This is a genomic window from Streptomyces sp. NPDC048277 (genome assembly GCF_040652235.1).
In the GTDB taxonomy this organism is placed as follows: domain Bacteria; phylum Actinomycetota; class Actinomycetes; order Streptomycetales; family Streptomycetaceae; genus Streptomyces.
In genome coordinates, this window is the sequence record NZ_JBEZLQ010000004.1 from 455,261 (window position 1) to 467,498 (window position 12,238).

Consider the following 12,238-nt stretch of genomic DNA (forward strand, 5'->3'; position numbering starts at 1 on the left):
CTCGACCGAGGGGGGACTCCGGAGACGGCGTCCCCCCTTCGTGTGAGGACACCGATGTACAAGATCTTTTTCCAGCTCGTCTTCCGGCGGATGGATCCCGAGGCCGCCCACCATCTCGCCTTCCGGTGGATCCGGCTCGCCGCCCGGGTCCCCGTGCTGCGTACCTTCGTCGCGGCCGCCCTGGCTCCCCGCCACAAGGAACTGCGCACCGAGGCCTTCGGGCTGCGGATGCACGGGCCCTTCGGGCTTGCCGCCGGGTTCGACAAGAACGCGGTCGCGATCGACGGGATGTCGATGCTCGGGTTCGACCACGTCGAGATCGGCACCGTGACCGGGGAGGCGCAGCCGGGCAATCCCAGGAAGCGGCTGTTCCGGCTCGTCGCCGACCGGGCGCTGATCAACCGCATGGGCTTCAACAACGACGGCTCGCTGGCCGTCGCCGCCCGGCTGGCGACGCGTGAGCCCGTGTTCAGGACCGTCGTGGGCGTCAACATCGGCAAGACCAAGGTCGTACCGGAGGCCGAGGCCGTCGGTGACTACGTGAAGTCCGCCGAGCGGCTCGCGCCGTACGCGGACTACCTGGTCGTGAACGTGTCGTCCCCGAACACACCGGGTCTGCGCAACCTCCAGGCCACCGAGGCGCTCAGGCCGCTGCTGAGCGCCGTCCGTGAGGCCGCCGACCGTGTGGTGGCGCACCGCCGGGTGCCGCTCCTGGTGAAGATCGCGCCGGACCTCGCCGACGAGGACGTCGACGCCGTCGCCGACCTGGCCGTCGAGCTGGGACTGGACGGGATCATCGCGACCAACACCACCATCGCCCGGGAGGGGCTGGGGCTGCGGTCCGACCCCGGCCTGGTGAAGGAGACCGGGGGGCTCTCCGGGGCGCCGCTGAAGGCGCGCTCCCTGGAGGTGCTGCGGCGGCTGTACGCGCGCGTGGGCGACCGGATCACCCTGGTGGGTGTCGGCGGCGTCGAGAACGCCGAGGACGCCTGGCAGCGCATCCTGGCCGGTGCCACGCTGGTCCAGGGCTACAGCGCCTTCATCTACGAGGGTCCGTTTTACGCTCGCGACCTCCACAAGGGCCTCGCGGCGCGCCTGCGCACCAGCCCGTACGCCACCCTCGCCGACGCGGTCGGCGCCGATGTGAGGACGTCCGTATGAGCCCGCTGGAGCCCTTCGGCGCGCGGCTGCGCCGTGCCATGGACGAGCGCGGTCCGCTGTGTGTCGGCATCGATCCGCATGCCTCACTGCTCACCGAGTGGGGTCTGAACGACGACGTGGCGGGGCTGGAGCGGTTCAGCCGCACCGTCGTGGAGGCGGTGGCCGACCGGGTCGCGGTCATGAAGCCGCAGAGCGCGTTCTTCGAGCGGTTCGGCTCGCGCGGGGTCGCGGTCCTGGAGCGGGTGGTGGAGGAGGCGCGGGCCGCCGGGACGCTGGTCGTCATGGACGCCAAGCGCGGCGACATCGGCTCGACCATGGCCGGGTACGCGCAGGCCTTCCTGAGCAAGGACGCCCCGCTGTTCTCGGACGCCCTGACCGTCTCGCCGTACCTCGGCTACGGCTCGCTCTCCCCGGCCGTCGCACTGGCCCGGGAGAGCGGGGCCGGCCTGTTCGTGCTGGCGCTGACCTCCAACCCGGAGGGGCCCGAGGTCCAGCACGCGGTCCGTGCCGACGGCCGTACGGTCGGCGCGACCATGCTGGCCCACCTGGCGGCCGAGAACACGGGGGAGGAGCCGCTGGGCTCCTTCGGCGCCGTCGTCGGCGCGACGGTCGGCGACCTGTCGTCGTACGACCTCGGCATCAACGGCCCGCTCCTCGCGCCGGGCGTCGGCGCGCAGGGCGCGACGGCGGCCGACCTTCCCGGAGTCTTCGGGGCCGCGGTACGCAACGTGGTTCCAAACGTGAGCCGAGGTGTTTTGCGTCACGGTCCCGATGTCGGGGCACTCCGGGCGGCCGCGGAGCGGTTCGCGGGTGAGATCCGGGATGTCGTCGCAGGTCGGTGAGTCCTCCGATGAGTGCTCCGGCGGGCTCTTCGGCGACGGCTCGAGTGTGAATACATCCTCAAATCCAGGGCAATATGTCTGAAATGTCCGGCCTGGCGGAGGCTGACCAGGACTTTTCCGCTGTTCTCGCTGACTCTGGCGGACTTGCCCGCTAGTCTCCGAGCAGAGTCAACGGGCAAGCGTGTTGCTCGTAGCTCCCCTGGTGTGGGGCGACTAGGTTCCTCACCGGTCCGTATCCGACAGTTCGACATCCGAGGTGACGTAGGCGTGGCTCTTCCGCCCCTTACCCCTGAACAGCGCGCAGCCGCGCTCGAAAAGGCCGCCGCGGCTCGCCGGGAGCGGGCCGAGGTCAAGAATCGACTCAAGCACTCCGGCGCCTCTCTTCACGAGGTCATCAAGCAGGGTCAGGAAAACGACGTCATCGGCAAGATGAAGGTCTCCGCCCTGCTCGAGTCCCTGCCGGGCGTGGGCAAGGTCCGCGCCAAGCAGATCATGGAGCGACTCGGGATCTCCGAGAGCCGCCGCGTGCGTGGCCTCGGTTCCAACCAGATCGCCTCCCTGGAGCGCGAGTTCGGCAGCACCGGCTCCTGATCACCGGGCCGTCCGGGACAGCCGTCCCGGGCAACCTGCGATTGCTGGAATAATCGCTGCATGGCTGCAACATTCCGGGGGACGACCCCCGAGCCCCCGGACGTACGTCCGCGGCTGACCGTGCTCTCCGGCCCCTCAGGGGTCGGCAAGAGCACGGTCGTCGCCCATATGCGCAAGGAACACCCCGAGGTCTGGCTCTCGGTGTCGGCGACCACCCGCAGGCCCCGCCCCGGCGAGAGGCACGGAGTCCACTACTTCTTCGTCTCCGACGAGGAGATGGACAAACTGATCGCCAACGGCGAGCTCCTGGAGTGGGCCGAATTCGCCGGCAACCGCTACGGCACCCCGCGGCACGCGGTGCTGGAGCACCTGGAGTCCGGCGTCCCGGTCCTCCTGGAGATCGACCTCCAGGGCGCCCGGCAGGTCCGCGAGTCCATGCCGGAGGGCCGGCTGGTGTTCCTGGCCCCTCCCTCCTGGGAGGAGCTGGTGCGCAGGCTCACCGGGCGCGGCACCGAGGCGCCCGAGGTGATCGAGCGGCGCCTGGACGCAGCCAAGATCGAACTCGCGGCCGAGCCGGAGTTCGACGAGACCTTGGTCAACACCTCCGTCGAGGACGTGGCACGCGAGCTGCTAGCCTTGATGGACGTTGTGTGATCGTCGCTGATCATTCAGACTGAATCTTTCCCATCCATCGGAAGGCAGAGCGTGTCCTCTTCCATCACCGCGCCCGAGGGCATCATCAACCCTCCGATCGACGAGCTCCTCGAGGCCACCGACTCGAAGTACAGCCTCGTGATCTACGCGGCCAAGCGTGCCCGTCAGATCAACGCGTACTACTCGCAGCTCGGCGAGGGCCTCCTCGAGTACGTCGGTCCGCTCGTCGACACCCACGTCCACGAGAAGCCGCTCTCCATCGCCCTGCGCGAGATCAACGCGGGTCTGCTGACGTCCGAGGCCATCGAGGGCCCGGCGCAGTAGTACTTTCGTATTGAAGTTGACTTATCCACAGGCCCGGCAACCGACTGCCGGGCCTGTGGTGTGTGATGGAGACGTGCGCGGGAGCCGAGCGCACGCGAGCCGAGTGCGGGGAGAGACGGTGGACAAGCCGAAGGTCGTGCTGGGGGTCAGTGGTGGCATCGCCGCCTACAAGGCCTGTGAGCTGCTGAGAAGGTTCACGGAGTCGGGGCATGACGTCCGGGTCGTCCCCACCGCCTCCGCGCTGCACTTCGTCGGCGCCGCCACCTGGTCCGCCCTCTCCGGCAACCCCGTCTCCACCGAGGTCTGGGATCACGTCGAAGAGGTCCCGCACGTCCGCATCGGCCAGCACGCCGACCTGGTCGTCGTCGCCCCCGCCACCGCCGACATGCTCGCCAAGGCGGCCCACGGCCTCGCCGACGACCTGCTCACCAACACCCTCCTCACCGCCCGCTGCCCGGTCGTCTTCGCTCCCGCGATGCACACCGAGATGTGGGAACACCCGGCCACCCAGGAGAACGTGGCCACGCTGCGCCGCCGCGGCGCCGTCGTGATCGAACCGGCGGTCGGCCGGCTCACCGGCGTCGACACCGGCAAGGGCCGGCTGCCCGACCCCGGGGAGATCTTCGAGGTCTGCCGCCGGGTGCTGGCCCGGGGCGTCACCGAGCCCGACCTCAAGGGCCGCCATGTCGTGATCTCCGCCGGCGGCACCCGAGAGCCCCTCGACCCCGTGCGCTTCCTCGGCAACCGCTCCTCCGGCAAGCAGGGCTACGCCCTCGCGCGCACGGCCGCCGCGCGGGGCGCCCGGGTGACGCTGGTCGCGGCGAACGCCACCGGCCTGCCGGACCCGGCCGGCGTGGACGTCGTCCCGGTCGGCACGGCCGTACAGCTGCGCGAGGCCGTGCTGAAGGCGGCCGCCGACGCCGACGCCGTGGTGATGGCCGCGGCCGTCGCCGACTTCCGCCCCGCGGTCTATGCGGCCGGGAAGATCAAGAAGAAGGACGGCCAGGAACCGGAGCCGATCGTTCTCCTGCGGAATCCGGACATCCTCGCGGAGATCTCGGCCGAGCGGGCGCGGCCCGGACAGGTGATCGTCGGCTTCGCCGCCGAGACCGACGACGTCCTCGCCAACGGCCGGACCAAGCTGGAGCGCAAGGGCTGCGATCTGCTCGTGGTGAACGAGGTGGGAGAGCGAAAGACCTTCGGCTCCGAGGAGAACGAGGCGGTGGTGCTCGGTGCCGACGGCAGCGAGACGCCGGTGCCGCACGGGCCCAAGGAGGCCCTGGCCGACATCGTGTGGGATCTGGTCGCGGCCCGTTTGGGTTAACTTATTTCAGCCATATGTCAACTTTCCCGGACGCCACATTGCGGCGTGGTGACTCTGGCCAAGGGCGCCGACCATTGGGCAGAATGCGCGTGCCGCAGGTCACAGCACTCCCGAGTGTCGAGACAGGTGGGCCGGCGGCACAGTGCGACCGATAAACTGTTCTCGGACGACGCCCGGGTGCAGCCCCCGTGTCGTCCGCCAATGATCAGACAGCAGCCGCTGCAACCCCAGGGAGCGTTGTGTCCCGTCGCCTGTTCACCTCGGAGTCCGTGACCGAGGGTCACCCCGACAAGATCGCTGACCAGATCAGCGACACCATTCTCGACGCGCTTCTGCGCGAGGACCCGACCTCCCGGGTCGCCGTCGAGACGCTGATCACCACCGGCCTGGTGCATGTGGCCGGCGAGGTCACGACCAAGACGTACGCGGACATCGCGACGCTGGTCCGCAACAAGATCCTCGAGATCGGCTACGACTCCTCGAAGAAGGGCTTCGACGGAGCCTCCTGCGGCGTCTCGGTGTCGATCGGCGCGCAGTCCCCGGACATCGCGCAGGGCGTGGACACGGCGTACGAGAACCGGGTCGAGGGCGACGAGGACGAGCTCGACAAGCAGGGCGCGGGCGACCAGGGCCTGATGTTCGGCTACGCGACCGACGAGACGCCCACCCTGATGCCGCTGCCGATCTTCCTGGCGCACCGCCTGTCGAAGCGGCTCTCGGACGTCCGCAAGAACGGCACCATCCCCTACCTGCGCCCCGACGGCAAGACGCAGGTCACCATCGAGTACGACGGCGACAAGGCCGTCCGCCTCGACACGGTCGTCGTCTCCAGCCAGCACGCCTCGGACATCGACCTGGAGTCGCTGCTCGCCCCCGACATCCGCGAGTTCGTCGTGGAGCCGGAGCTCAAGGCCCTGCTGGACGAGGGCATCAAGCTCGACACCGAGGGCTACCGCCTCCTGGTCAACCCGACCGGCCGCTTCGAGATCGGCGGTCCGATGGGTGACGCGGGCCTGACCGGCCGCAAGATCATCATCGACACCTACGGTGGCATGGCCCGCCACGGTGGCGGTGCCTTCTCCGGCAAGGACCCGTCCAAGGTCGACCGCTCCGCCGCCTACGCCATGCGCTGGGTCGCGAAGAACGTGGTCGCCGCCGGTCTGGCGTCCCGCTGCGAGGTCCAGGTCGCGTACGCGATCGGCAAGGCCGAGCCGGTGGGCCTGTTCGTCGAGACCTTCGGCACCGCCAAGGTCGACGCCGAGAAGATCGAGAAGGCGATCGACGAGGTCTTCGACCTGCGTCCGGCCGCGATCATCCGCGACCTCGACCTGCTCCGCCCGATCTACTCCCAGACCGCCGCGTACGGCCACTTCGGCCGTGAGCTGCCCGACTTCACGTGGGAGCGCACGGACCGCGTGGAGGCCCTGCGCAAGGCCGTCGGCCTCTGAGCCACAGGCACCCGGTACGACTGACGGCGGCTTCCGTCACCACCGAGCGGTGGTGACGGAAGCCGCCGTCGTTGTGCGGGGAGTGCAGGGAGTGCGGGGAGGGGGCGAAAACGGTGACGGGGTGTCGGTCGATCCGGCCGGACGGCACCTCTTCGATGCCCGACCCCGGTGGAGCCCGGCTGGGCGTCCCGGCAGCCGCGGCGCCCGGCCCGTCCGGGCACCCCTGGCTGGCGTTCGGCCTGGCTGGGCACTCCTGGCTGGTCGAGGGATCTCCGGCGGGTGCGGATCGGGCCGGCCGCGAGAGACGGTGTCGTCGGCCCGCGACGCCGACGGGACCGACCGGACAGCCTCTAGGCCACGCGGGGCTGCTCCGTGTCGGTGTCCGCGGGGGTCGCCGGGAGGGGTGCGTCGGCCGTCAGGGTGCCGCGGATGTAGCGGGCCGCGAGGATCGCGAGCAGGGATGCGGCGGAGAGGGTGTAGAGGCCGCCGTTGGTGGAGCCGGTCGTGTCCTTGAGGTACCCGAACAGGAACGGGGAGACGAAGCCGCCGAGGTTGCCGATCGAGTTGACGAGCGCCAGCCCCGGTGCCGCGATCCTCAGATCCAGGCCGGACTGGGCCATCGGCCAGAACAGGGTGGCCGCGCACTTGGAGCCGACCCCGGCGAGGGTGATGGCGGCGAGTCCGAACCAGGGCGAGCCCAGCGTGGCCAGGTAGGTGCCGATGGCGGCCAGCAGCAGGGTCACCGCCAGGTAGGGGCGCCGGTCGGGGGCGCGGTCGGTGAAGTGGCTCATCGAGTACATCGCGATCATGGACGCGATCGCCGGTATCGCCGAGAGCAGGCCGACCTCGAAGGGCGACAGCCCCTTGATCTCCTCGATCAGGCTGGGCAGCCAGAAGGTGATCGCGTACCCGGTGAGCGTCATCGCGAAGAACGCCCCGGTCAGCAGCGCGACCTGTGGATGGACCATGAGACGCAGCCGCGAGACCTTGGGTGCGCGCTCCCGCTCGGCCTCGTCCTGGGTCACGGCCGCGCGCAGGGCGCCCTTCTCCTCGGCGGACAGCCAGCGCGCGTCCTCGATCCGTGAGACGAGGAAGAAGCCGGCGACGACGCCGACGACGATCGAGAAGGTGCCTTCGAGGCCGAACATCCAGCGCCAGCCGGCGATCCCGCCCGCGCCGTGCAGTTCGAGCAGCGCGCCGGTGACCGGTCCGGTGACGATACCTGCGGCGGCCGAACCGCCCAGGAAGATCGCGGTGGCCCGGCCCCGGCTGGAGTCGGGCAGCCACTGGGTGATGTAGAGCATCGCGCCCGGGAAGAAGCCCGCCTCGGCGACACCGAGCAGGAAACGCATCACATAGAACGTGGTGACGTTGTGGATGAAGCACATCGCCACGATCACCAGACCCCAGGTGATCATGATCCGGGTCAGCCAGACCCGGGCGCCGAAGCGCTCCAGGAGCATGTTGCTGGGCACCTCGAACAGCGCGTACCCGATGAAGAACAGTCCCGCCCCGAGTCCGTACGCGGTCGCGCTGACCCCCACGTCGGCCCGCAGCTCGTCCTGGATGAACCCGACGTTCGTCCGGTCCAGGTTGTTGACCAGCAACATCAGGACCAGGATCGGCATCATCCGACGGAGGAATTTTCCGACCGCCCGCTGTTCGGCCCCTACAACAGCCACGTCTGACATCGTTGTCTCCCGTTCGTGCATGTACGTGAATTGCAGTCACGTAGATGGGCAGATTAGGGAAGCGGATCTTCCGGGTCAATGAGTTGAACCTGTGGACATGTATGTGAACGAGGGGGGTGCTGATGGCGGAACGCCGGTCCGCGGCCCGGCCGTTGTCAGTGGCGTTTGGTAAGAATGCAAGCGTGAGCAGCGAGAACGAGCAGGGGGGCGACGGCGCCGGAGGGGCGCCGCCGGAGCAGCTCGCGCTCATCCGGGAGAGCGTGCGGGGTGCCAAGGTGCCCCGGGCCAAGCCCCGCACCTGGCGGGGGGCCGCGCTGGCCGAGCGGCTGCCGGTCGCGCGGGTGCTCGTGGACAAGGGCGTGCTGCATCTCGACCGGTACTTCGACTACGCCGTGCCGGCCGAGCTGGACGCCGACGCACAGCCGGGGGTGCGGGTGCGGGTGCGGTTCGGCGCCGGGCGGCACCGGGTGCGGGACGGACGCCGGGAGGGCGGCGGGCTCATCGACGGCTTCCTGGTCGAGCGGCTCGCCGACTCCGACTACTCGGGACCGCTGGCCGCGCTGGCCCAGGTCGTCTCGCCCGAACCGGTACTGGGCGAGGAACTGCTGCGGCTCGCGCGGGCGGTCGCCGACCGTTACGCGGGCAGCCTCGCCGATGTGCTGCAGCTGGCGGTGCCGCCGCGCAGCGCGAGGGCAGAGAAGCGGCCGTCGCCCGAGCCGCTGCCGCCCCCGCCCGCGCCCGACGCCGGTTCCTGGGCGCGGTACGAGCACGGGGCCGCCTTCGTCGAGTCGCTGGCCGCCGGCGGCGCGCCGCGCGCGGTGTGGAACGCCCTGCCGGGACCCGAGTGGAGCGCCGAGCTCGCCCGGGCCGTCGCCGCCGCCCTCGCCTCGGGACGCGGCGCGCTCGTCGTCGTACCGGACGGGCGGGCCGCCGCGCGGGTCGATGCCGCGCTGACCGAGGTCCTCGGCGCGGGGCGGCACGCGCTGCTCACCGCCGACGCCGGGCCCGAGAAGCGGTACGCGCAGTGGCTCGCCGTCAGCCGTGGGTCGGTGCGGGCGGTGGTGGGGACGCGGGCGGCCATGTTCGCACCCGTACGGGACCTCGGACTCGTCGCCATCTGGGACGACGGGGACGACAGCCACAGCGAGCCGCACGCCCCGCAGCCGCACGCCCGGGACGTCCTGCTGCTGCGCGCCGCGCTGGACAAGTGCGGCTTTCTGCTCGGGAGCTGGAGCTGCACGGTGGAGGCCGCGCAGCTCGTGGAGAACGGCTGGGCGCGCCCCCTGGTGGCGGGCAGGGAACAGGTGCGACGGTCCGCGCCCCTGGTGCGGACCGTGGGGGACGGGGACCTCGCGCGGGACGAGGCCGCGCGGGCCGCTCGGTTGCCGACGCTCGCCTGGCAGGCCGTACGGGAGGGGCTGCGGCACGGGCCGGTGCTGGTGCAGGTGCCACGGCGCGGCTATGTGCCCCGGATGGCCTGCGACCGGTGCCGGGAACCCGCGCGCTGCCGGCACTGCGCCGGGCCGCTGGAGGCACAGGACGCCGGGGCGCTGCGCTGCGGGTGGTGCGGGCGCGGGGAGACCGACTGGCACTGCCCCGAGTGCGGCGGCTTCCGGCTGCGCGCCCAGGTGGTCGGCGCCCGCCGGACCGCGGAGGAACTGGGGCGTGCCTTTCCGGCCGTACCCGTACGGACCTCCGGGCGCGAGCAGGTGCTGGACACCGTGCCGGGGACACCCGCACTGGTCGTGAGTACACCGGGCGCCGAACCGGTCGCCGAGGGCGGCTATGCGGCGGCCCTGCTGCTGGACGGCTGGGCCATGCTCGGGCGGCCGGATCTGCGGGCCGGCGAGGACGCGCTGCGCCGCTGGATCGCGGCCGGGGCGCTGGTACGGCCGCAGGGGGAGGGAGGGACCGTGGTCGTCGTGGCGGAGCCGACGCTGCGGCCGGTGCAGGCACTGGTCCGCTGGGACCCGGTCGGGCACGCGGTGCGGGAACTGGCCGAGCGGGCGGAGCTGGGGTTTCCGCCGGTGTCGCGGATGGCGGCGGTGTCGGGGACGGCGGAGGCCCTTGCGGAGTTCCTCGGTACGGCCGAACTGCCGTCGGACGCCGAGGTGTTGGGGCCGGTGCCGCTGCCCGTGGTGCGGGCCGGGGCGCCCCGGCGGGTGGGTGCGCCGCCGCCCGGGGAGCACTGGGAGCGGGCGCTGGTACGGGTACGGCCGGGGAGCGGCGCCGCGCTCGCGGGCGCGTTGAAGACGGCTCAGGCCGCGCGGATGGCGCGGGGGAGCGGGGAGCCGGTGCGGGTGCGGATCGATCCGCCCGACATCGGGTGAGGAGCAGACGGGCGTGCACGGCTGCCCTCCCGGATGCTTGCCGGGAGGGCAGAGGGCGGGCGGGGCAGCCGTGGTGTACGTCGGCCGCGGTGTGTGTCAGCCGTTGCGCGGGCCGGGGAAGGCCGTTGGCCTCGCCTCGTCGCGGAGGGTGGGGCTGCCCGCAGTCGGCTGGGTCGGCATGGAGCGGGCGGCCGGGACCGTCGGCACCGTGGGGAGGCCGCCGCCCACGTTGATCGTGCGGGTGCCGGACGGCTCCGTCGACCGCTCGGCCTCGGTGGGCGCCGCTGCCTGGGCGGCGGCGCGACGGGCGCCGTAACGGCGGTGCACCGCCTGCTTGGTGACCCCGAGTGCGGAGCCCACCGCGTCCCACGAGAAGCCGAGTGAGCGGTCGAAGTCCACGGCGGCCGTGACCAGGGTTTCGACACTGTCCCGGAGTTCCTGGGCGAGACGGACCGTCGGGGCGGGGGCGCGTCCGTAGACGACGAAGCCCGTGGACGGGCCGGAGCGGCGCGGGCGGTATACGTTGCCCAACTGGGCGGTGAGCGTGCGCAGTGCGTCCACCTGCCGGCGGACCCGCTCGATGTCCCGCACCAACAAGTGCAGGCTGGCCCGGGCCTGGGCGTCGTGGGTTGCGTGGTCGGCCATGAACAAGCCTCTCGAACCGGCGTTGAAAGGAATGGGCCGCGCGTATGCGGCCCGTTGTGGTCAACTCTCTCTTGACCAACGCGTGGGCGCTCCGCTGGTCACGGTGTGGGGGCGTATGGGCATATGCGTACGCCGGTTGACGGGCCGCGCACCACCGATTCCTCTCCCACCCGCGCACCGTCCGTCCAGGCCGGCCGAGAGGCCGAGCGACCGGTGGGCGGTGGTTTCGGGATGCGGCATAGACTTGTGCGTTGCCCGTGACCGACCCCGTCCGAGAGGCTCTCAGCCGCCCATGAAGCTTGTCTTCGCCGGTACTCCCGAAGTCGCCGTTCCCGCTCTGGACGCTCTCATCGCCTCCGGGCGGCACGAGGTGGCCGCCGTGGTCACGCGGCCCGACGCGCCGGCCGGGCGGGGGCGCAGGCTGGTCGCTTCTCCCGTGGCCGAGCGGGCGATGGAGGCCGGGATCGAGGTGCTCAGGCCCCTCAAGCCGCGGGACCCGGAGTTTCTGGAGCGGTTGGCGGCCATCGGTCCGGACTGCTGTCCGGTGGTGGCGTACGGGGCGCTCCTGCCGCGCGTCGCCCTCGACGTTCCGGCCCACGGGTGGGTCAACCTGCACTTCTCGCTGCTTCCCGCGTGGCGGGGGGCCGCGCCCGTCCAGCACTCCATCATGGCGGGGGACGAGATCACCGGGGCCTCCACCTTCCTCATCGAGGAGGGGCTCGACTCCGGGCCCGTCTACGGGACCGTCACCGAGGCGGTCCGGCCCACCGACACCAGCGGTGATCTGCTGACCCGGCTCGCCTTCGCCGGGGCCGGACTGCTCGCCGCGACCATGGACGGGATCGAGGACGGCACGCTCAAGGCCGTACCGCAGCCGGCCGAGGGCATCACCCTCGCGCCGAAGATCACCGTCGAGGACGCGAAGGTCGAATGGTCGGCGCCCGCGCTGCGCATCGACCGGGTCGTACGCGGCTGCACCCCCGCCCCCGGTGCCTGGACCACCTTCCGCGGTGAGCGGCTCAAGCTGATCCAGGCCACCCCGGTGCCCGAGCGGACCGATCTCGCGCCCGCCCAGATCGCCGTCGGGAAGAACAGCGTGCACGTGGGCACGGGGTCGTACGCCGTGGAACTGCTCTGGGTGCAGGCCCAGGGCAAGAAGCCGATGCGCGCGGCCGACTGGGCGCGCGGCGTGCGCATCGGCGCCGGGGAGACCCTCGGCGCCTGAGCC

At 71.5% G+C, this 12,238-nt stretch carries 11 protein-coding genes; 9 read left to right on the forward strand and 2 right to left on the reverse strand.

The window, feature by feature from the left end; all coding sequences use genetic code 11:
- Window positions 1–54 precede the first annotated feature (54 nt).
- From AB0D85_RS12400 to metK, 7 genes are all read left to right on the forward strand, one after another.
- Complete coding sequence (locus AB0D85_RS12400; protein ID WP_362317688.1) at window positions 55–1,161, forward strand: quinone-dependent dihydroorotate dehydrogenase; 1,107 nt, start codon at window positions 55–57, stop codon at window positions 1,159–1,161.
- Window positions 1,158–2,003 carry an orotidine-5'-phosphate decarboxylase gene (gene pyrF, locus AB0D85_RS12405; protein ID WP_362317691.1) on the forward strand — a complete coding sequence of 282 codons (846 nt, stop codon included), beginning with the start codon at window positions 1,158–1,160 and terminating at the stop codon, window positions 2,001–2,003. The genes AB0D85_RS12400 and pyrF overlap by 4 nt, the downstream gene beginning before the upstream one ends.
- Before the next feature lie 267 nt (window positions 2,004–2,270).
- The gene (locus tag AB0D85_RS12410; RefSeq protein WP_003977346.1) at window positions 2,271–2,594 is read left to right on the forward strand and encodes an integration host factor; all 324 of its coding nucleotides are present in this window, start codon (window positions 2,271–2,273) and stop codon (window positions 2,592–2,594) included.
- A 60-nt stretch (window positions 2,595–2,654) separates the two neighbouring features.
- Window positions 2,655–3,248 carry a guanylate kinase gene (gene gmk / locus AB0D85_RS12415; protein WP_362317694.1) on the forward strand — a complete coding sequence of 198 codons (594 nt, stop codon included), beginning with the start codon at window positions 2,655–2,657 and terminating at the stop codon, window positions 3,246–3,248.
- Between the two features lie 51 nt (window positions 3,249–3,299).
- Window positions 3,300–3,572: a DNA-directed RNA polymerase subunit omega gene (rpoZ, locus tag AB0D85_RS12420; RefSeq protein WP_005319902.1), complete on the forward strand. Its 273-nt coding sequence runs from the start codon at window positions 3,300–3,302 to the stop codon at window positions 3,570–3,572.
- A gap of 118 nt (window positions 3,573–3,690) precedes the next feature.
- Window positions 3,691–4,896 carry a bifunctional phosphopantothenoylcysteine decarboxylase/phosphopantothenate--cysteine ligase CoaBC gene (gene coaBC, locus AB0D85_RS12425; protein WP_362317697.1) on the forward strand — a complete coding sequence of 402 codons (1,206 nt, stop codon included), beginning with the start codon at window positions 3,691–3,693 and terminating at the stop codon, window positions 4,894–4,896.
- Between the two features lie 239 nt (window positions 4,897–5,135).
- Window positions 5,136–6,344: a methionine adenosyltransferase gene (gene metK, locus AB0D85_RS12430; protein WP_362317700.1), complete on the forward strand. Its 1,209-nt coding sequence runs from the start codon at window positions 5,136–5,138 to the stop codon at window positions 6,342–6,344.
- Window positions 6,345–6,694: 350 nt separating this feature from the next.
- Here metK and AB0D85_RS12435 read toward each other — a convergent pair whose 3' ends face one another.
- Window positions 6,695–8,035 (reverse strand): MFS transporter, encoded by a 1,341-nt coding sequence (locus AB0D85_RS12435; RefSeq protein WP_362317703.1) that lies wholly within the window; start codon window positions 8,033–8,035, stop codon window positions 6,695–6,697.
- Between the two features lie 182 nt (window positions 8,036–8,217).
- Between AB0D85_RS12435 and AB0D85_RS12440 the strand changes: the two genes are divergently transcribed.
- The gene (locus AB0D85_RS12440; RefSeq protein WP_362317704.1) at window positions 8,218–10,365 is read left to right on the forward strand and encodes a primosomal protein N'; all 2,148 of its coding nucleotides are present in this window, start codon (window positions 8,218–8,220) and stop codon (window positions 10,363–10,365) included.
- 96 nt (window positions 10,366–10,461) lie between these two features.
- Here AB0D85_RS12440 and AB0D85_RS12445 read toward each other — a convergent pair whose 3' ends face one another.
- A complete protein-coding gene (locus AB0D85_RS12445; protein ID WP_362317706.1) occupies window positions 10,462–11,010 on the reverse strand; it encodes a hypothetical protein in 549 nt (182 codons plus the stop codon).
- 292 nt (window positions 11,011–11,302) lie between these two features.
- Here AB0D85_RS12445 and fmt point away from each other — a divergent pair, with 292 nt between their 5' ends.
- Entirely contained in the window at window positions 11,303–12,235 is a 933-nt protein-coding gene (fmt, locus tag AB0D85_RS12450) for a methionyl-tRNA formyltransferase (RefSeq protein WP_362317709.1), read from the forward strand.
- Window positions 12,236–12,238: the final 3 nt, after the last annotated feature.

What these genes read in the sequence shown, in the direction of transcription:
- AB0D85_RS12400 (WP_362317688.1), top strand. Translation starts at nt 55, where the DNA reads ATGTACAAGATCTTTTTCCAGCTCGTCTTCCGGCGGATGGATCCCGAG.
- pyrF (WP_362317691.1), top strand. Translation starts at nt 1,158, where the DNA reads ATGAGCCCGCTGGAGCCCTTCGGCGCGCGGCTGCGCCGTGCCATGGAC.
- gmk (WP_362317694.1), top strand. Translation starts at nt 2,655, where the DNA reads ATGGCTGCAACATTCCGGGGGACGACCCCCGAGCCCCCGGACGTACGT.
- AB0D85_RS12435 (WP_362317703.1), bottom strand. Translation starts at nt 8,035, where the DNA reads ATGTCAGACGTGGCTGTTGTAGGGGCCGAACAGCGGGCGGTCGGAAAA.
- AB0D85_RS12445 (WP_362317706.1), bottom strand. Translation starts at nt 11,010, where the DNA reads ATGGCCGACCACGCAACCCACGACGCCCAGGCCCGGGCCAGCCTGCAC.
- fmt (WP_362317709.1), top strand. Translation starts at nt 11,303, where the DNA reads ATGAAGCTTGTCTTCGCCGGTACTCCCGAAGTCGCCGTTCCCGCTCTG.